The sequence below is a fragment of the Blastocatellia bacterium genome (assembly GCA_025055075.1).
Classification (GTDB): Bacteria; Acidobacteriota; Blastocatellia; order HR10; family HR10; genus HR10.
Genome location: JANWYV010000014.1, coordinates 59,648 through 78,455 on the forward strand (window position 1 = coordinate 59,648; position 18,808 = coordinate 78,455).

Sequence of the window (18,808 nt, forward strand, 5' to 3'; positions counted from 1 at the left end):
CTCGGCGCTTCAGGCAAACACTTTCGCGTAGAGGGTGACCTCGGCCGTGTCCGTCAGTTCCGCGAGCAATTGAGAGAACGGCTTTCCGAGAACAGGATGGCAGCCGTCAGGGTAGATCTCACACAGAGGAACCAGCACAAATCTCCGCTGATGGAGGCGCGGATGCGGGAGGATGAGCTGCACGTCTTCGGTCTGAAGCGTGAGGACTCGATCTTCGTAGAGCAAGAGGTCGAGATCAATCGTGCGCGGGCCCTTGGGGATGAGGCGTTCGCGCCCGAGCGCCCGTTCGATCGCCTGACAGGCGCGGAGCAAGGCGATGGGATCCAGCGGCGTGCGCAGGGCGATGACCTGATTGAGAAAGCGAGGTTGATCGCGGACGTCCACCGGCTCAGTCTCGTAGAGAGAGGAGCAGCGTTCCAATATCCCGTAGTGGGACAAAGCCCGTCGCGCGCCCGCAAGATAGGCCTCCCGATCGCCGAGGTTTGATCCAAGTCCGATGAATGCGATATGCTCCCTCATTCGGTTTGAATCCGAAGCGCACGTCTTCAGGAGCGTGCCTTCCATTCCGGGCCTGGAGGTCGCTCCGGAAGGAGAGAGAGTGTAAACCAAAGCGCCGATGTCGTCAACGAAGACAGTTACGATCACGATGCGCGGAGCCGCGCGCTTACAGAGCGGGCACCTTTGGGTTTATGCCGCGGATTTGGTGGATGCGGGAGGGGCGCAGGGCGGGGAGATCGTCGCCGTGGCCGATACGCGGGGGAGACGGCTCGGCTGGGCTCTCTATAGCGATCGCTCGCAGATCGCGTTGCGATGGATCGCTGAGCCAGACCTGGAGATCACTCGCGCGTTCTGGCGCGAGCGGCTCCTGCGCGCAGCAGACCTCCGCCATCGGATGCTCGGTGATGTCGAAGCCTATCGGCTCGTTTTCGCGGAGAGCGATCGGCTGCCCTCGCTCATTATTGATCGCTATGGGGACTGCTTCGTCCTGCAAACGCTCTCGCAGGGGATGGAGGCATTGAAGCCGCTTTGGGTGGATCTGCTGGTGGAGCTGTTCGCGCCGCGCGCGATCGTCGAGCGCAATGATGTGAAGGTGCGCGCGCTCGAGGGATTGCCGCTGACGAAGGGCGTGCTCTACGGGACGGTACCCGAGCACGTGGAGGTCACGTTGGGCGAAGGGCGATTCCAGATAGACGTGTTGCAGGGGCAGAAGACGGGGGCATTCCTCGATCAGCAGGAGAATTATCGAGCGGCCGCTCGCTATGCGCGAGGGCGCGTCTTGGACGGCTTTTGTTACGGTGGCGGCTTCGCTGTGCATTTGGCCGCTCGCGCCGAGAGTGTGCTGGCCGTGGACATCTCCGCCGAGGCCGTGGAACAAGCCCGTCGAAATGCGGAGAGAAATAGCCGGACGAACGTGACCGTCGTCGAAGGGAATGTCTTCGACCTCTTGCGGGAACTGGATCAGCGACAGGAACGCTTCGACCTGATCGTGCTCGATCCCCCGGCCTTCGCCAAGAGTCGCGCGGCCGTCCCTGGTGCGCTGCGCGGATACAAGGAGATCAACTTGCGCGCTCTTCGACTCCTGCAACCGGAGGGCGTGCTGGTGACGTGCAGTTGCTCCTACCACATGAGCGAAGAGATGTTTCTCGAAATGTTGCGCGCAGCTGCCGCCGATGCCCGGCGTTCGGTGCGAATCCTCGAACGGCGAACGCAGGCCTCCGATCATCCGATCCTGCTCTCGATGCCGGAGACGCATTATCTCAAGTGCGTGATCCTGCAGGTGTTCTGAAGCCCTGGGAGAGCGTCTCGGCCCAAGGTATAATTCTCCTTGAGCATGGGAGATTCGCGAGGAGGGAGATGATGAACAGCCGATGGCGAATCCCAGTGAGCGTGATCCTCGGGCTGGCGATGGCGCGCGGGTTCTTCGCGGTGCCTCAAGAGGCCGCGACGGTCACGGTTGCTGAGGGCACCGTCCTGCGGCTCGCGCTGCAAACGCCGGTGAGCACGAAGATCAGCGAGGTCGGCGATCCGGTGCGAGCGACGTTGTACGATGATCTCTTAGTAGAGGGAAAGCTCGTGCTGGAACGCGGAGCTGAATTCTTGGGCCGCGTCACGCATGTCAAGCCGGCGCGTCGCGGGCAGCGGCAATCGGAGTTGGCGCTCGTATTCGATCGCATGCGCACGTCATATGGCGTAGAGCCGGTGGCGACCACGCTGGTAGCTATTGATGATTGGCAGGGAGATCGAAAGGTTCGGGCTGATGAAGAAGGCGTGGCGCATGGAGGTCGCAGCGGCGAGCGCACGTTCCGAAATGTGTATCGCGGGGCGCACGTCGGTTTGGCGGCAGGCTCAGCCGTCGGATTGATCACCGGCAGCGGGAAGGCGGCGGGCATCGTGATCGCCAGCACGCTTGGGGGGGCAGTGCTCATGACCAAAGGCGAAGACCTGCGCCTGAATCCGGGAACGATCCTTCGCGTGCGCGTGGAACGCCCGCTCTCGCTTCCCGTGATCCGTTCACTGCCCGAGTCGCGGCGTCCGGGAGAGCGCTCGTGAGTCCGACGTTCAGAGCTGGATGCTCTCGAGGAGCGCGCGCACGGCCTCAGCCGAACGATGCAAGGCGGCGTGCTCTTCAGGCGTCAGGCTGATTTCGATGATCTGCTCCACACCCGAGGCTCCGAGCTTCACCGGAACGCCGATGAAGACGCCCTTGATGCCGTATTCCCCATCCAGATAAACGGAGCACGGGCGAATCTTCTTCTTATCCTTGAGCACGGCCTCGATCATCTCCACAACGGCGGCTGATGGAGCATAGTAAGCCGATCCTGCCTTGAGCAGACTCACGATCTCAGCCCCTCCCTCGCGCGTGCGTTTGACGATCGCCTCGATCTTCTCCTTCGGCAGCAAATCCGTGAGCGGAATGCCCGCGACTGAGGAATATCGCACCAGCGGAACCATCTCATCGCCGTGCGAGCCGAGGACAAAGGCGAAAACGTCCTCGACCGAGACGCCGAGCTCCTCCGCGATGAAATAGCGCATGCGGGCCGTATCGAGAATGCCGGCCATGCCGAAGACGCGCTCGCGCGGAAAGCCCGAGACCTTGTAGGCCACATAGGCCATCGCATCCAGGGGGTTGGAGACGACAATGAGGATGGCATTCGGAGAATATTTGACGACCTCTTGCGTGACGCTGCGGACGATGTCCGTATTAATGGTGACGAGATCGGATCGGCTCATCCCCGGTTTGCGGGGCACACCGGCGGCGATGACGACGATGTCGGAATCGGCCGTCTCGCGATAGCCGTTTGATCCGATGACGCGAACGTCACGGTCGAGAATGGGCGTGGACTCGGCCAGGTCCAGGGCTTTCCCTTGTGGCAAGCCTTCGATGATGTCCACGAGCACGACGTCGCCCAACTCTTTATCCACAAGGCGATGAGCGACCGTCGCGCCGACGTTGCCAGCGCCGACGATGGTGATCTTCTTTCGTGCCATAGTTCCTCCTGATGATGATCAAACACCCACCACGGGAGCGCGCTCGTCAGCGCGCTCGACCAGAGACATACTCCTCCCGAAAACATGCGCGAGCCGCCAGACGTGCCGCGGGCGTCTCCCGCTAGCCCATGTTCTCGATGATAGCCGTGGCGAACTCGCTCGTTTTCACCTGACGGGCGCCTTCCATGAGACGCGCCAGGTCGTAGGTGACGATCTTCTGCTCGATGGTCCGCTCGATGGCCGTCGTGATCAGCGAGGCCACTTCGCGCCATCCGATGTACTCGAACATCATCGCGCCTGCCAGGATGACGGCGCTCGGGTTGATCACATCCTTATCGGCGTACTTGGGCGCGGTGCCGTGCGTTGCCTCAAAGAGCGCGATGTAGTCGCCGATATTCGCGCCCGGCGCCATCCCCAATCCGCCGACTTGCGCCGCGCAAGCATCGCTCAGGTAATCCCCATTCAGATTGGGCGTCGCGATAACGGAGTATTCATCGGGGCGCGTCAATACTTGCTGGAACATCGAATCGGCGATGCGGTCGTTGATGAGGATCTTCCCCTCGGGAAGCCTCCCGTCGTACTTCTCCCACAACTCCTGTTCCGTGACCGTGAAGTCGCCGAACTCTTCTTTGGCCACCTGGTATCCCCAGTCGCGGAAGGCGCCTTCGGTGAACTTCATGATGTTGCCCTTGTGCATGAACGTGACGACCTTGCGTCCATTTTCGAGCGCGTATCGGATGGCCTTCCGGACCAGGCGCTTGGTCCCGAAGCTGGAGATCGGCTTGATGCCGATGCCGCTATCGGGGCGCACCGAGTAGCCGAGGCTCCGAAGGAATTCGATCGTCTTCTGCGCCTGCTCCGTTCCCTGTTGGAACTCAATGCCAGCGTAGACGTCCTCGGTATTCTCGCGGAAGATGACGACGTCGAGCTTCTCCGGATGCTTCACGGGGGAGGGGACACCTTTGTACCAGCGAACTGGGCGCACGCACGCGTAGAGATCGAGGACCTGCCGCAGCGTGACGTTCAGCGAGCGAATGCCGCCCCCAACGGGCGTCGTCAGCGGCCCCTTGATGGCGACGGTGAACTCGCGAATCGCCTCGACCGTATCTCGGGGAAGCCACTCGCCAAACTTGGCGTAGGCCTTCTCACCAGCGAAGATCTCGTACCAGACGACCTGCCGCTCTCCGCGATAGGCCTTTTCGACGGCGGCATTGAAAACGCGCGAAGCCGCTCGCCAGATGTCGCGGCCCGTTCCATCCCCTTCGATGAAGGGAATGATCGGGCGGTTGGGAACGACGAGCTGTCCGTCTCGGATTTCGATCTTCTCGCCCTCAGCGGGCACGGGGATATTATTGAATGAAAGCATGGCGTCCTCCTGAATGCCAAAGACTGCTCGCTCGTTCAAAGCACACGAGCGTAACCAAGCATAACAAGGAGAGGCGAAAAGCGTCAACGCGCATCTTGACAAAAAGCCGATCATGTCGCATCCTTGCTCCCGTCTCCGACTTGCCGTAGAATAAGCGCGAGAAGCGGGTCAGGAAAGGCCGGTCACCGGAGGTGCTTTTTCCGACCTGCCCGTCGGAGCAAAGGGATGCGAGGATATCATAATCGGGAGGGGGGAATGAGAAAGGTCGCAACCCTTGCGGCGTCACTCCTCTGCGTCATGCTCATCGCCGGGATGGGGCGGATCGTCTGGGGAGCGCAAGCGCAACCACAGTACACGCGCGAGGAAGCAGAGGCCTACAATGCGCTCTATCAGGCGTTCGCGGCGGGGAAGCTGGAGGAAGCCGTTCAGGCGGGGGAGGCGTTCTTGGCGAAATTCCCCAATAGCGTCTTGGCGCCGCGTGCCAGGCCCATCCTCGTTCTCGCCTACGCGCAGACCAATCGTTTCGAGAAGGCCTTCAATGTGGGGCGCGAGGTCTTGAGTGCTGATCCCAACAACTTCAGCATCCTTTATGTCTTGGCGCTGGCTGCGGCGACGGCCTCCAAAGGACGGGACACGCGTTTTGATGCGGATGGCTTGACCTATGCCACGCGCGCATTGGAACTGGCTTCTGCGGGGAACGCTCCACCGGGCTTTGCCCCTCAGATTTGGGAGCAGCAGAAGAATAAGGTTCTTGGGGCATTGCATCAGGCGGCGGGTCTGTTCCTCTACAACAAGGCCGACTATGATCCGGCGATCGAGCATCTGAAGAAGTCGGCGGAGTTAGATCCGAGCGATCCGGTGACCTTCTACCTCATCGGCGAGGCGCTCAAGCTCGGTAAGTATGCCAAGCTGCGAGAGAACTACGATAAGCTCACGCCGGAGGAGAAAGTCGCCGAAGCAGGCAAGCAACTGCTGCAACAGGTGGACGAGGTGGTGGATCAGATGATCGAGATGTACGCCCGCACGGTCGCCATCTCCGAGACCAATGCGAGCTTTCAAGCGCTCAATCAGGAAGCGCGCAAGCTCTTAGAGAGCTTCTACCGCTATCGGCATAACGACACCACCGAGGGCATGGAGGAGTTGATCAAGAAATTCAAGCCGTCGGCCCAGGCCTCAACGGGATCATCGTGAGCGGGATGCCGACCGAGGCGCGAGACCTCAGCGAATTGGAGCGCAAAATCGGATACACCTTTCGGCGCCGGGAACTCCTGAACCGGGCGCTCACGCATCGTTCCTATGCGCATGAGATCAGGGCGATGGGTTTGGCGGATAATGAGGCGTTGGAGTTCCTCGGCGATGCGGTCCTGGGGTTCATCGTGAGCGCGTGGTTGTTCGAGTTGTTCCCAGCCCTACCGGAAGGAAAGCTCGCGAAGATGAAGGCGTTTTTGGTGAGCGCGGAGAACTTGCAAGTGCACGCGCGAAATCTGCAGCTTGGGGAATACTTGCGGTTGAATCGCGGTGAGGAGAAGACCGGCGGGCGCACCAAGCGCACGCTCCTAGTGGATGCATATGAGGCCTTGATCGCGGCGCTCTATCTGGATGGAGGGATCGAGGTAGCGGAGGCATTCGTGCGCCGGCAGTTTCAGGATATCGTCTGCAGGTTGGATCCGGAGAGCGTGCAGTGGAGCGATTACAAGACGACGCTGCAGGAACAGTTGCAGGCGCGCGGTCTGCCGCCACCGGTTTACGAAGTGATTGGAGTCGAAGGGCCAGCACATGCCCGGCGCTTCCAGGTGAGCCTTCGCATCGGGGAGCGAGTGGTCGCAACAGGCGAAGGGCCGACCATCAAAGCCGCGCATCAACATGCGGCTCGCGTGGCGCTGGGCCAGTTGGAGCAGCTTCTGGAGATTCCTGCGAGCGAGGCGACTCCATGATGGACCGATGGGATGCACCTCCGTCCGAGCTCTCCTCCCCTTCGGAGTCGGCAGAAGTGACGGAGAGACCGAAATCCACCTTGCGGGAATACTTCGAGTCGGCCGTCGTCACTGTGATCATGGCCTTGTTCGGTATGACGTTCGTGGTCCAAGCCGTGAAGGTGCCCACCGGCTCGATGCAGAACAACATCCTCATCGGCGATCATCTTCTGGTGAACAAATTCCTCTTCGCCGAGAGGCGCGAGGGGATCTTCTGGCGGCTCTTCCCCTATCGGGAAGTTCGTCGGGGAGACGTGGTCGTCTTCAAATACCCGCAGAATCCCGAAGTCAATTACGTCAAGCGCGTTGTCGGATTGCCCGGGGAGACGATTGAGATTCGAGGGACGCGCGTCTTCATCAATGGGCGCGAGCTTCCGGAGCAGCGTCTGTACGTGCAAAATCCCAGGTTCGATGCCGAGGATTCCGCTTTGCAGATCGTTCGGGAGGAACCCCCGCCCGAAGGGGCACAGTATCGCGTCTACTGGGAGTCATATCACGCCGAGCGTGAAGATGCGGAGTTCCCCTCTGGGGGGCGATATGCCGTCGGGCGCCCTTTCTTCATCCCCGAGCGGGCGTACTTCGTCATGGGGGATAATCGCGACGATAGTGAGGACAGTCGGTTCTGGGGGACCGTCCCGCGCGAGTATGTCGTCGGGCGCGCCCTTGTTGTGTACTGGTCATATGACGAACGCGCGGCGGCTGCGCACGGAGGGAATCTCCTGCTGAGGATTTTGCGACATGCGCGGTGGAAACGAGTGGGGACGCTCATCCGCTGAGGAGAGAAGAGCGGGCTCCTTGAGCGAGGGCGTTTGACGCGGGGAGAGAATCCTCGGTTGACGAATGGTTCCGCTTCGCCTAAAATGCTGAGCGCGTTTTCGCCGGGCTCACACGTCTGATCGAGCGAGCACGCGGCACGTGAGGAAGTATGAGCGCAGCGAGAGCATGGTGGCAAGTGGGGGTGAGCTTGGCGATGGGATTGGGCCTACTGCTTCCGGTCCCGGCTCAACAACGCCCGCTTGTGACGGAACGAGTGGCCACTGTGCCCGAGGGCGAGCTGCGGATAGATCTCGGATTCGAGTTCGCCCAGACACAACGGTTTCCCCTCTCTGGATTGCGTGGCGATCTCTCGCGTATGGGCGTCCTAGGGCTGTCGCTTGGCGTGGCCCCGCGCGTGGAACTCCAACTTCGCGGGACGATTCAGAATTATCTGAGCATTGACGAGCGACGCGGGGGCGCGATTTCGCTTCGGCTGCCGACCCTCGAGAGCACGCACGATGTGGGAGATTTCAGCCTTTGGACGAAAGTTCAATTGCGCGCGGCCGAAGGGCGGTGGCCGGCGCTCGGCGTGCGCGTAGGGGTCGAGCTGCCGAATTCCGATCAAGCGCGGGGGATTGGGACGAACCAAACGAATTTCTTCGCCGCCGTGCTGGCCGAGAAGCAATGGGGAGACTTCGATCTCTTCGGCCACATTGGAGTAGGCATCTTGCCGGCTCCGATCGAACCCTTTGTGCAAAACGATGTATTGCTCTATGGCTTGGCGGGTGTCTATGAGCTGAATGCACGAACGCATCTCGTCGCTGAAGTGAGCGGATGGGAGAACACGCGTCGTCGAGCCCCTTTGGGGACGGAATCGCGGGGACAAATGCGCATCGGCTTGCAACTCCGCACGGGACGCCTGTGGTGGGACCTGGCCGGCGTGCGAGGCGTGCATGCCATTGATCCTCGAAGCGGGATCATCTTCGGAGTGAGCACAACGGTACCACTATGGAAACGGTGAGGAGTCCCATTCGATTCGGTACTTCGGGATGGCGGGCCATCATGGCCGAGGACTTCACGATAGAGAACGTGCGCGCGGTTGTGCGCGCCATCGCGCGCTATGTGAAGCGTCGGCAGGAAGAGGCCACACTCATCGTCGGCTATGATACGCGATTCCTGGCGGAGACGTTCGCGCGCGAGAGCGCGCGCGTCTTGGCTGAGGAAGGGGTGGATGTTTTGCTGTGCTCGGAGCCGGTGCCGACGCCGGTCGTCGCGTATGCCATCGTGGCCGAGCGCGCGCAAGGTGGAGTCAACATCACGGCCAGCCATAATCCGCCCGAGTATCAGGGGATCAAGTTCTCGACGGCCGATGGAGCTCCGGCACTCCCCGAGGTCACGCGGGAGATCGAACAGGAGATCGAACGAATCCGTCGGGCGGAGGGCCACCAGGGATCGTCCGGCCGACGGCTCGGGCACATTCGCGCGTATGATCCGCGCGAAGGGTATTTGCGAGATCTCGCGAGGAAGGTGGACGTGCAGACGATCGAGCGAGCCCGCTTGCGCGTAGCTGTGGATCCGCTGTGGGGAACGGCGCGGGGGTATTTGGATCGTTTCTTGCGGGAGGCTGGCTGCGACGTTCATGTCCTGCACGACCATCGCGACGTGCTCTTTGGCGGGGGCGCTCCGGAGCCTTCGGCCGAGCGCTTGCGGACGCTTCGCGAGATCGTCGCCGCCGGCGGCTTCGACCTCGGCGTGGCCACTGATGGGGATGCTGACCGATTCGGCATCGTGGATCGAGGCGGCGTCTTCGTGACGCCCAATCAGATTTTGGCGCTTTTGTTTGACTACTTGTGTGAGACGCGCTCGTGGGAAGGGGGAGTAGCCCGGAGCGTCGCGACTTCGCATCAAGTGGATCGCGTAGCGCGACGTCGGGGGCGCCCGGTGTACGAGACTCCCGTCGGCTTCAAATACATCGGCGAATTGCTCAAGGCCGGGAAGATCATCCTCGGCGGCGAGGAGAGCGCGGGACTCTCGATCCGCGGCCATTATCCGGAGAAGGATGGGATCTTGGCGGCGCTCTTGGTCGTGGAGATCGTCGCGCGTACGGGCGCGAGCGTGAGCGAGGGGTTGGAACATCTTTACGCACAGGATGGACGGCTCTGGAGCGAGCGTATCGAGATCGCGCTGACCGAAGAGGGACGCCAACGCTTACAGCAGAAGCTTCAGGCCGATCCGCCCGCTGATCTCTTTGGACGTCGTCTCATTGAGGTGAATCGCGCGGATGGGCTGAAGCTGCTCTTCGACGACGGCTCATGGCTGCTACTGCGACTCTCGGGCACAGAGCCTGTGGCGCGGTGCTACGCGGAAGCGACATCGGAAGCGGATCTGGAGGTGCTGCTTGAACAAGGGCGAATCTTTGCGCTCCAATGAAGATCGGCGCGCGCGCGAGAGTCCGACGCGGGTGGGACCGATCATCGGCGTGCTGGTCATACTCGCGGGGATCGGCGTGGGGTGTGGGATGATCCTGGTGCGGGCGCACCGAGAATATCGAGCCGCGCAAATGGAATACCAACGGCTGGAGGCGGAGGTGCAACAACTCCGCCTGGAGACGGAACGGCTCATGGAGGAGATCCACGCGCTCAAGACGGATCCTGAAGTCATCGAGCGGATCGCGCGCGAGGAGCTGCACATGATCCGTCCTGATGAAATGGTGCTCTCTTTCCCCGAGGCATCAAAGCGATAAAGGGGCTCTCATACGGCCTTATTCTTTCCGGGGAGAGAGGGTATGACGATCGCGGAAGAGAACCTGAATCCGTTTGCTGTCGCCCTGGCGCAATTCGATCGTGCGGCAGCATATCTCGATTTGGACGATGGATTGCACGAGCTGCTCAAGACGCCTAAGCGGCAATTGGTCGTCTCCATTCCCGTCAAGATGGATGATGGCAGCCTGCGTGTCTTCGAGGGGTATCGGGTCCAACACAACGTGGCGCGCGGGCCGGGCAAAGGAGGGATTCGGTATCATCCCGACGTGACGCTCGACGAAGTGAAAGCGCTGGCCATGTGGATGACGTGGAAGTGCGCGACGGTGAATCTTCCTTACGGTGGCGCTAAAGGGGGAGTGCGAGTCAACCCGAGGGAACTCTCGCAGGGAGAGCTGGAACGATTGACACGTCGCTATGCGACCGAGATCGCCCCACTCATCGGTCCGGAGCGTGACATCCCAGCTCCCGATGTCTATACGGACGCGCAGACGATGGCCTGGATCATGGACACGATCAGCATGTTCAAAGGGTACACAGAGCTAGGCGTGGTCACGGGCAAGCCGATCGAATTGGGCGGCTCCCATGGGCGACAAGAAGCCACAGCGCGCGGTTGTCAATTCGTCATCCGCGAGGCTTGTCGTACGCTCGGCCTCGCCTTGGAGGGCGCGACCGTGGTCATCCAGGGTTTTGGGAACGCGGGCAGCAACGTCGCCCGATTCCTTCATCAGGATGGGGCGCGCATCATTGCGGTGAGCGATTCGAAGGGAGGCATCTATAACCCCCGCGGCATTGATCCTGAAGCCGCTCTGCAACATAAGGCGCGAACGGGGGCCTTGAACGGATTGCCCGATACGGAGACGGTCACCAATGAAGAGTTGCTCGAGCTGCCCTGCGACATCCTCATTCCGGCGGCATTAGAGAATCAGATCACGCGACACAACGCTGATCGCATTCGCGCGCGCCTCATCGCCGAGGCGGCCAATGGGCCGACGACGCCGGCGGCCGATGACATCCTCTTCGAGCGCGGGATCACGGTCATCCCGGACATCCTGGCCAGTGCCGGTGGCGTCTCAGTCTCCTATTTCGAGTGGGTGCAAGATCAATACGGGTTCTTCTGGCCGGAAGATGAGGTCCTCCGCCATCTGGAGCGGATCATGACGAACGCCTTTCACGAAGTTCGCGCGGCGGCCGAGCGCTATGGCGTTGATCTGCGGCGCGGCGCCTACATTCTGGCCATCGGGCGAGTGGCTGAAGCGACGCGCGTACGGGGGATCTTCCCGTGATGAGAATCGCCCTCCCCCCCGCTGGCGGCCAGGGCCTTGGCGCTCCATTCGAGAACCGGTTGGTTGACATGGCTGGGAGGGGAACGGTAGCATTGTGGTTTTGGTGGAACTTGTGAGCGTCACCCTTCGTAAGAGGGGGTGGTCACATCGGGAGAAGAGGAAATGGCATCGAGTCGGAAAAAGAAGCTTTTGATCGCTCTCATTCTCATCGTGACTTTGGGGGCAGTCGTCGGCATCAGTGTCACTCGAGGCCGAACGGATGTCCCCGTCGTCCAGGTCGAGAAAGTGACCCGTCGGCCTGTGTTGGAATCGAAGGTCACAGCTAATGGAGAGGTCCGCCCGCGAAATTTCGTGAACATGACGTCGGAAGTCCCTGGTCGCGTCATTGAGATCTACGTGAAGGAAGGAGATTGGGTGAAGGCGGGGACGCCCCTGTTGAAGATTGATCCGACGCAGATCTCCTCGGAGGCGGAAAGCAGCCAGGCCAACCTCCAAGCCGCGCGGGCAGAGGTGCAAAATGCTCAGGTGCAGGTGGATGCCGCGCGAAATAACGTCCTGAATGTGCAGGCGAGCCTGGCCGCCGCAAAATATGAGCTGGAGCGAGCGAAAGCCGATCTCACCTTCGCTGAAGAGGAGTTCCGCCGCCGGGAGCAGCTCTTGGAGCAAGGGGTCATCTCTCGGGCCGAGTACGATCGGGCGCGCGCTTCCTATCGCGGCGCGCAAGCCCTGGTCGAAGCCCAACAGCAGCGCGTGCAACAGTTGGAGGCGCAATTGCGCGATGCGCAGATTCGAGTCCGTCAAGCGCAGGCGCAACTCCAGAGCGCGCGCGCTCGTGTCGCGCAAATTCAAGCCAACTATAGGAGCGCGCTCGATCGCCTCGCCAAGACTGTGCAGAAGGCGCCCATTGATGGCGTCATCGCTAATCTCCCCGTGCGCATCGGCCAATATGTGCTCGCGAGCTTCAGCACCACCCCCCTGCTGACCATCGCCGACATGTCGGAGATCAACGTCGAGGTCCAAGTGGACGAGACCGACATCGCGCGCGTGCGCGCTGGGCAAAAAGCGCGCATCCGCGTGGACGCGCTCGGGGATCAGGAGCTGGAGGGTGAGGTCTCTGAGGTCGGTCGCGCGGCGCTCGTTCGCGGCGGACAAGCGCTTCCCGAGCTAACGCCGTCGGGACAGGAAGCGAAGGATTTCAAGGTGGTCATCAAGTTGATCAATCTGACGCCGGATATCCGCGATCGGCTGCGCCCGGGCATGTCGGCGACGGCGACGATCACCACCGACATGCGCGAGAATGTGATCGCCGTCCCTGCTGCGGCCCTCGTGGAACGGGACGCGGAGGAGGTCGGGAGCCAGGCGGTTTCGGCCGATGGGCAGAAGAAGCGGCTTCAGGGCGTCTTCATCGTGCAGGACCATCGCGCCGTTTTCCGGCCGGTCGAGACGGGCATCTCCGGAGAGATGGAGATCGAAATCGTGAGCGGGCTCGAAGAAGGGATGGAGGTGATTGTGGGCCCGTATCGAGAGCTGCGCACGTTGAAAAATAACGCTATCGTCAAGAAGGAGTACGTCCAGAATCGGTAGACCTTCGGCCACCTGAGGGAGCACGATGAACCGATCGAGCACGATGCCCGAGCTGAAACCAGAGACTGAGGTCTTCGCCTCGCGTCCTCCCTCCACCAATGGGTTGATCCGCATGGAGAACGTCTGGCGCACGTACAAGATGGGGCAGGAGGAAGTGCACGCTTTGCGCGGGATCAACTTGATCATCCAGCCCAATGAGTACGTGGCCATCATCGGGCCCTCTGGCTCCGGGAAGTCCACATTGATGAACATCATCGGCTGTCTGGATACACCGACGGCGGGCCGCTATTGGCTCAACGGCCGGCTCGTCAGCGAGATGGACGATGATGAGTTGGCCTATATTCGGAATCGAGAGATTGGGTTCGTCTTCCAATTGTTCAATCTTCTGCCGCGGGCGACGGCGCTGCATAACGTCGAGTTGCCACTGATCTACGCGGGCGTTCCGGCCAAGGAGCGCTTGGAGCGCGCGCGCCAAGTCTTGGAGATGGTGGATCTGGGAGATCGCATGCATCATCGGCCCAACGAGCTTTCGGGCGGACAGCGGCAACGGGTCGCTATCGCGCGCGCTTTGGTGAATCAGCCCTCGATCCTACTGGCCGATGAACCCACTGGGGCCCTCGACTCCAAGACCGGTGCTGAGATCATGGCACTCTTCGATCGCCTCCACGCCCAAGGGAATACGATCATCATCGTTACCCACGAACCGGAAGTCGCTGCGCACGCGCATCGCATCATCCATATCCGCGATGGGCGCATCGAGCGCGAAGAATGGCGGTGATCCCGCCTCATTGATTTGCAAAGGGGCATAAATTTTCCCGGTTGACAGATAAGGCCCCTTTATGCTATCTAATGGCGCTGCCGTGAAGAAGCCGAAGCGCCGGTTGTGGTCTTTTTTTCTGCGGGAAGGAGTGAAGCTTATGTTGGAGCGGAAGATATGAGACGACGGATTGTCAGCGGACTGATCGTGCTGCAACTCGGTCTCCCTTCGGTCCTCATGGCGCAAGCTCCTGCGACGCCACTCCGGCATGGAGTGGAGGAGGCGTCCCAGCCGCTCGTGGAGCAAAAGGAGCCTGTGTCCTCTTCGGAAGCTTCGCTTCGTGCCCTCATTCAACGAGCTGAGACCTTTTTCCAGCGAGGGGAGACGGCTTATCGTCAGGGGGATTTCATGCGCGCGCGCGAGGAATTCGACCGCGCCGTGGATGCGATCCTCGAAGCGCGGGTGAACGTCGCCGCGCATCCGCAGCTTTTGGCCTATTATCGTTCGCTGATCGAGCGCATTCATGCCTATCAACTCGAAGCGGCCATGCAAGGCCTGGAGCTTCGGCAGCAGTATGAGCCCTCGTTGTTGGAGGAATTGGCGAAGATCAAATTGCGAGAGGAGGACATCAAGGCCGCCGAGCAGGAGACCGAAGAGATCACGCTCGATTTTCCTGTGACGATCACGCCGGAAGTCCGGCAGTTCATCCACTATTTCACGAAGACTCCCAAGGGACGGGCGACCATGGAGACGGGACTGCGGCGCGCCGGGCGGTATTTGGAGATGGCGCGGCGTATCTTCCAGGAGGAGGGGGTCCCGCTGGATCTCGTCTGGTTGGCTCAGGCTGAGAGCAATTGGCGTCCGCATGCGCGTTCTCCCATGCGGGCGCAAGGTATTTGGCAGTTCATCGCGGGAACGGGAGCGAAGTATGGACTGCGCCAGACGAGCTGGCTCGATGAACGATCGGGATTGGAGCAACCCACGCGAGCGGCCGCTCGCTACCTGAAGTTCCTCTATGAGCGCTACCTGGATTGGCCTTTGGCCTTGGCCGCCTACAACTGTGGGGAAGCGACGGTGGATCGAGCGATCGCCGCCTCCGGATACGCCGATTTCTGGTATCTGCATCGAAACCGGCTGTTGCCAGCTGAAACTCGCAATTATGTCCCGATCATCCTCGCCATCATCGCTATCGCGAAGGATCCGGCTCGATATGGTTTCACCGACGTTGAGCCGGAGCCGGCGTTACAATATGAGACCGTGCCCGTCGAAGGACCGATTGACCTTCGGCTGATCGCCGAAGCCGTGGGCGCTTCATTCGAGCACATGCGGGATCTCAATCCCGAACTCAAGTACGGGTATGTGCCGCTTGGAGAGACCTACGCGATGCGGGTGCCCGTCGGCACGGGTGAGCAGTTGAGCGAACTGCTGGCGCGGGTACCCCCACAGCATCGGGATTCTTGGCGCATTCACAGTGTCGCCGAGGGGGAGACACTACAGAGCATCGCCGAGGAGCATCGCGTGAGCGCCGAAGAGATCGCGCGAGTGAACGAGCTGGATGCCAATGCGAGCTTGAAGGCGGGCGCCCGCTTGATCGTTCCGACCCCGATCCCGCGTCGGTCGCTCTCGCGTGCTGTGGGCGTCGAGCTGACGCGACTCTCGGTCGTGCGCGTGACGGTCCGCGCGCGTCCGGGCGATACGATCACCCGTATCGCCGCGCGCTACGGTCTTTCGGCTCGGGAGGTCGCTCGTCTCAACCGGTTGAGCCCGCGGGCGAAACTTCGCACCGGACAAACGATCGTCCTCGTCCTGCCTTCGGATCGGGTGAAGAGGGAGCGAACGTCATCTCCCCGGACCACGGGGACGATCCCTGCGGGCAACCGCCGCCTCACTCATCGCGTGCGTCCGGGAGATACGCTCACTGAGATCGCCAATCGGTATGCGGTGACCGTCTCAGAGCTGCGTCGGTGGAATCGTCTCTCGACCGATCTTCTCACACCCGGTCAGACGTTGGTGATCTATCGTGAGTGAGAAGACGAGCGAGGGGACCGCGCCTCCGCCCTTCGTTTAGCGCTCCAGACATTGGCGGATGGCTCGCGCCAAGGAGTGGACATCATAGGGCTTCAAGAGAAGCCCATCGGTCGCTTCCCAGGGGAAGTCCTTGAGCTGATCCCGCGAGCTGTATCCCGTCGTCACGAGGATCCGCACCTGCGGATCAAGCGCGCGCAGCTCACGAAGAGTCTGTTCCCCACTCATCTCTGGCATCACGGCATCAAGTAAGATCAGCCGAATCTCCGGCTGATGTCGGGCGTAGAGGGCAATAGCCTCTCGCCCATTGTGAGCCGTCAAGACGCGGTATCCGAGTTTCTCCAGGAGGCGCTCTCCGAGCTTCAAGATCGTGGGATCGTCTTCGACCAGTAGTACTGTCTCTCCACTCCCTCGAGGGATCTTTGCTTCCTCCAGCCGTTGGGACGACACGTGGACTTCGGATTCTCTGGCGATAGGCCAGAAGATGTGCACCTTCGTCCCGCGACCCAGTTCGCTCTCGACCTCGATCCATCCCTCGTAAGCATGCACAATCTCTCGGACGACGCAGAGCCCTAGGCCCGTCCCTTTGCCCGCTTCCTTGGTCGTGAAGAAAGGCTCGAAGATGTGGGGCAAGATGTCCGGGGCGATACCCGTTCCCGTATCGCTGACGGTCAGGCGCACGTAGGGACGTTCTCGAACACGTGTGTAAGACGGCGCTTGTAAAATATCGGGTCGAAGAGATTCGGTTTGAATGCGCAGGCGACCGCCCTGAGGCATAGCGTCGCATGCATTGATGGCGAGATTGAGCAGGACCTGTTGCAGGTGAATCGGATTGACGGCCAGAGTGATCTCTTGAGGAGCGAGATCCAACTCGATTTCGATGTGCTCGGGGATGATGCGTCGGAGTAGTGCCGTGAAGTCCTTCATGAAGGCATGCAGCGCACACGATCGTTCGGACTCTCCTTCCGGACGGCCAAGTAACATGAGCTGCCGTACCAAATCGCGCGCTCGTCGGCTCAAGGTGAGGACCTGGTTCAGATGCGACCGAGTATCTTCGGAGACGCCATCATCCGATTCCAATTGTGCGAGCGCCAATTCAGTGAAACCCAGGATGCCCGTGAGGAGGTTGTTGAAATCGTGCGCGATGCCAGCCGTCAAAGCCCCAAGTGATTCCATTCGCTGCGCGTGCAGGAACCTTCGCTGAAGCTCTTGAAGCGTCTCCTCTCGGCGGATGTGCTCCAATTCTTTCGCCATGCAAACTTCGAAGAGCTCCAACACCGTGCACTCGGCGGGTGTGAGCCTCCGCGGTTCGGTGGTGTAGAGAGCGAGTACACCCAGGACCTGGCCATCGCCTCGATCTCGGAGCGGAACGCCCCAGTAGAATTCCGCGCGACATGACTGAAGCGCTTCATCTTGCGGAAAGCGTTGCCACGCGCCTTCATCGCAAACGTACGGCCATCCCTCGGCGAGGATGCGTTCCAGAGGCGTCCCGGAAACTTCAATGATTCCTCCGCGCTCGATGAGACCCTTTCGGTACCAGCTCACCACACGAAGCCTTTGGCCTCCCGCTTCGCTTCGGCCGAGAAGGACCCACGGGACGTCGAGCCACTCGGCGAGAGCCTCGACCGCTCGATCGAAAAACGCCTGACCTCGAGTCTCGCCAATCAAGCGGCGAACGTGCGTGAGGGTCTCGATGATGCTTGCTGGCTCACTCATCCATTCCGCCATATTCCGTCTACAGAACAACTCGCCTATCCAAGCCCATCATTCAATTTGACGATGAAGCGATTCCTTACATCTGGCCAACGCGCGATGGAGCGCAATTGGTCGCGCCCGGCTCTCGGCCTCATGCTCGTGCGGATGAAGTGAGGAGCTGGGCGAAATGCGTGGGCGCGATATTTCCCCCACTCACTAGCGCAATCGTCGGACCGCGCGCCGTCACCCGTCCTGAGCGAAGCGCAGCCACGCCCACAGCTCCTGAAGGTTCGACGACGAGCTTCTCTTGGCGAGCGAGCCAAGCGACGGCCTCCGCGACCTCTTCATCGGAGACCAGAACGACGTCGTCCACATAGCGTTGAATGAGTGAAAACATGAGGGTTCCAGGACGCGTGGCCGTCAATGCGTCGCAGATCGTTCGCGTCTCCGGAATGGTGACGATCGTCCCCGCTTTGAAGGAGAGGTAGGTGGCATTGGCTCCTTCCGGTTGAACGCCGATGATCGAGGCGCGCGGATTGCATTCTTTCAAAGCGAGGGCGACGCCCGCGATCAATCCTCCAGTGCTGATGGGCACCAGGACCGTCGGCGCTTCAGGAAGCTGCTCGAGGATCTCCAATCCGATCGTCCCGTGTCCGATGACGACGTTGGGATCTTCCATGTGATTGATCGCGAGGAGTCCGCGTTCGACTTCCAATTGTCGCAACGTCTCGAAGCGCGCTTCGAAGCGATCTTCGCACCAGACGATCTCTCCGCCGAAACGGGCGACTTGTTCGGCCTTGAAGGGCGATGTCCGGCGCATCATCACCAAGACCGTGGGAACGCCGAGCCAGCGGCCCATGTAGGCGAAAGCCGTGGCGAAATTCCCCGAGGAGGTGAGGGCCACACCGCGCCGTTTCGCTTCCTTGCCCAAGTGGTAGAGTATGGTGAACGCGGCGCGCGCCTTGTAGCTCCCCGTGATCTGCAGGTTCTCGCATTTCAGCCAAATGGGAGAGCCGAGCGCCGCCGAGAGGTCCTCGCTCCGCAGAAGCGGCGTCCTCCGAATGATCGGCGGAAATGCCGCGCGCGCCCGTTTGATGTCCGCCACAGTGATCATAACC

General features: G+C 61.0%; 17 protein-coding genes. 12 read left to right on the plus strand and 5 right to left on the minus strand.

Going from position 1 to position 18,808, the window contains the following annotated elements; translation table 11 throughout:
* Window positions 1–9: 9 nt before the first annotated feature.
* Window positions 10–519, minus strand: a complete 510-nt coding sequence (folK, locus tag NZ746_03955) for a 2-amino-4-hydroxy-6-hydroxymethyldihydropteridine diphosphokinase (protein ID MCS6816518.1) — start codon at window positions 517–519, stop codon at window positions 10–12.
* 127 nt (window positions 520–646) lie between these two features.
* On the opposite strand from folK, the gene NZ746_03960 reads away from it, so the two are divergent.
* Both NZ746_03960 and NZ746_03965 read left to right on the plus strand, forming a co-directional pair.
* Window positions 647–1,786 (plus strand): class I SAM-dependent rRNA methyltransferase, encoded by a 1,140-nt coding sequence (locus NZ746_03960; GenBank protein ID MCS6816519.1) that lies wholly within the window; start codon window positions 647–649, stop codon window positions 1,784–1,786.
* A gap of 71 nt (window positions 1,787–1,857) precedes the next feature.
* Window positions 1,858–2,550, plus strand: a complete 693-nt coding sequence (locus NZ746_03965; protein MCS6816520.1) for a hypothetical protein — start codon at window positions 1,858–1,860, stop codon at window positions 2,548–2,550.
* Between the two features lie 9 nt (window positions 2,551–2,559).
* On the opposite strand, the gene mdh is transcribed toward NZ746_03965, so the two are convergent.
* Window positions 2,560–3,489, minus strand: coding sequence for a malate dehydrogenase (gene mdh, locus NZ746_03970; protein ID MCS6816521.1), 930 nt, complete (start codon window positions 3,487–3,489; stop codon window positions 2,560–2,562).
* Window positions 3,490–3,610: 121 nt separating this feature from the next.
* A complete protein-coding gene (gene icd, locus NZ746_03975) occupies window positions 3,611–4,855 on the minus strand; it encodes an isocitrate dehydrogenase (NADP(+)) (protein ID MCS6816522.1) in 1,245 nt (414 codons plus the stop codon).
* Between the two features lie 255 nt (window positions 4,856–5,110).
* On the opposite strand from icd, the gene NZ746_03980 reads away from it, so the two are divergent.
* The 10 genes from NZ746_03980 (at window position 5,111) to NZ746_04025 (ending at window position 15,998) form a co-directional block, all read left to right on the plus strand.
* Window positions 5,111–6,046, plus strand: a complete 936-nt coding sequence (locus NZ746_03980) for a hypothetical protein (GenBank protein MCS6816523.1) — start codon at window positions 5,111–5,113, stop codon at window positions 6,044–6,046.
* Between the two features lie 5 nt (window positions 6,047–6,051).
* Window positions 6,052–6,789, plus strand: coding sequence for a ribonuclease III (gene rnc / locus NZ746_03985; protein ID MCS6816524.1), 738 nt, complete (start codon window positions 6,052–6,054; stop codon window positions 6,787–6,789).
* The gene (gene lepB, locus NZ746_03990) at window positions 6,786–7,604 is read left to right on the plus strand and encodes a signal peptidase I (GenBank protein ID MCS6816525.1); all 819 of its coding nucleotides are present in this window, start codon (window positions 6,786–6,788) and stop codon (window positions 7,602–7,604) included. The genes rnc and lepB overlap by 4 nt, the downstream gene beginning before the upstream one ends.
* A gap of 149 nt (window positions 7,605–7,753) precedes the next feature.
* Window positions 7,754–8,605, plus strand: coding sequence for a hypothetical protein (locus tag NZ746_03995; protein ID MCS6816526.1), 852 nt, complete (start codon window positions 7,754–7,756; stop codon window positions 8,603–8,605).
* The gene (locus NZ746_04000) at window positions 8,593–10,014 is read left to right on the plus strand and encodes a phosphoglucomutase/phosphomannomutase family protein (protein ID MCS6816527.1); all 1,422 of its coding nucleotides are present in this window, start codon (window positions 8,593–8,595) and stop codon (window positions 10,012–10,014) included. Before NZ746_03995 ends, NZ746_04000 begins: the two co-directional genes overlap by 13 nt.
* Window positions 9,983–10,327 carry a septum formation initiator family protein gene (locus tag NZ746_04005; GenBank protein ID MCS6816528.1) on the plus strand — a complete coding sequence of 115 codons (345 nt, stop codon included), beginning with the start codon at window positions 9,983–9,985 and terminating at the stop codon, window positions 10,325–10,327. The genes NZ746_04000 and NZ746_04005 overlap by 32 nt, the downstream gene beginning before the upstream one ends.
* A gap of 42 nt (window positions 10,328–10,369) precedes the next feature.
* On the plus strand, window positions 10,370–11,629 hold the full coding sequence (locus NZ746_04010; protein ID MCS6816529.1) for a Glu/Leu/Phe/Val dehydrogenase: 1,260 nt from the start codon (window positions 10,370–10,372) through the stop codon (window positions 11,627–11,629).
* Between the two features lie 162 nt (window positions 11,630–11,791).
* Window positions 11,792–13,213: an efflux RND transporter periplasmic adaptor subunit gene (locus tag NZ746_04015; protein MCS6816530.1), complete on the plus strand. Its 1,422-nt coding sequence runs from the start codon at window positions 11,792–11,794 to the stop codon at window positions 13,211–13,213.
* Window positions 13,214–13,316: 103 nt separating this feature from the next.
* Window positions 13,317–13,991, plus strand: coding sequence for an ABC transporter ATP-binding protein (locus NZ746_04020; protein MCS6816531.1), 675 nt, complete (start codon window positions 13,317–13,319; stop codon window positions 13,989–13,991).
* A 156-nt stretch (window positions 13,992–14,147) separates the two neighbouring features.
* Window positions 14,148–15,998: a LysM peptidoglycan-binding domain-containing protein gene (locus tag NZ746_04025; protein MCS6816532.1), complete on the plus strand. Its 1,851-nt coding sequence runs from the start codon at window positions 14,148–14,150 to the stop codon at window positions 15,996–15,998.
* 36 nt (window positions 15,999–16,034) lie between these two features.
* Here the strand turns inward: NZ746_04025 and NZ746_04030 are convergent, their stop codons facing one another.
* Together NZ746_04030 and NZ746_04035 are read right to left on the minus strand one after the other, a co-directional pair.
* Window positions 16,035–17,711 carry an ATP-binding protein gene (locus NZ746_04030; GenBank protein ID MCS6816533.1) on the minus strand — a complete coding sequence of 559 codons (1,677 nt, stop codon included), beginning with the start codon at window positions 17,709–17,711 and terminating at the stop codon, window positions 16,035–16,037.
* A 130-nt stretch (window positions 17,712–17,841) separates the two neighbouring features.
* A complete protein-coding gene (locus NZ746_04035; protein ID MCS6816534.1) occupies window positions 17,842–18,804 on the minus strand; it encodes a threonine/serine dehydratase in 963 nt (320 codons plus the stop codon).
* Between the last annotated feature and the right edge of the window lie 4 nt (window positions 18,805–18,808).

Coding starts and splice junctions, on each gene's coding strand:
- folK (MCS6816518.1), bottom strand. CDS start 519: ATGAGGGAGCATATCGCATTCATCGGACTTGGATCAAACCTCGGCGAT.
- NZ746_03960 (MCS6816519.1), top strand. CDS start 647: ATGCGCGGAGCCGCGCGCTTACAGAGCGGGCACCTTTGGGTTTATGCC.
- NZ746_03965 (MCS6816520.1), top strand. CDS start 1,858: ATGAACAGCCGATGGCGAATCCCAGTGAGCGTGATCCTCGGGCTGGCG.
- mdh (MCS6816521.1), bottom strand. CDS start 3,489: ATGGCACGAAAGAAGATCACCATCGTCGGCGCTGGCAACGTCGGCGCG.
- icd (MCS6816522.1), bottom strand. CDS start 4,855: ATGCTTTCATTCAATAATATCCCCGTGCCCGCTGAGGGCGAGAAGATC.
- NZ746_03980 (MCS6816523.1), top strand. CDS start 5,111: ATGAGAAAGGTCGCAACCCTTGCGGCGTCACTCCTCTGCGTCATGCTC.
- rnc (MCS6816524.1), top strand. CDS start 6,052: ATGCCGACCGAGGCGCGAGACCTCAGCGAATTGGAGCGCAAAATCGGA.
- lepB (MCS6816525.1), top strand. CDS start 6,786: ATGATGGACCGATGGGATGCACCTCCGTCCGAGCTCTCCTCCCCTTCG.
- NZ746_03995 (MCS6816526.1), top strand. CDS start 7,754: ATGAGCGCAGCGAGAGCATGGTGGCAAGTGGGGGTGAGCTTGGCGATG.
- NZ746_04000 (MCS6816527.1), top strand. CDS start 8,593: ATGGAAACGGTGAGGAGTCCCATTCGATTCGGTACTTCGGGATGGCGG.
- NZ746_04010 (MCS6816529.1), top strand. CDS start 10,370: ATGACGATCGCGGAAGAGAACCTGAATCCGTTTGCTGTCGCCCTGGCG.
- NZ746_04015 (MCS6816530.1), top strand. CDS start 11,792: ATGGCATCGAGTCGGAAAAAGAAGCTTTTGATCGCTCTCATTCTCATC.
- NZ746_04025 (MCS6816532.1), top strand. CDS start 14,148: ATGAGACGACGGATTGTCAGCGGACTGATCGTGCTGCAACTCGGTCTC.
- NZ746_04030 (MCS6816533.1), bottom strand. CDS start 17,711: ATGAGTGAGCCAGCAAGCATCATCGAGACCCTCACGCACGTTCGCCGC.
- NZ746_04035 (MCS6816534.1), bottom strand. CDS start 18,804: ATGATCACTGTGGCGGACATCAAACGGGCGCGCGCGGCATTTCCGCCG.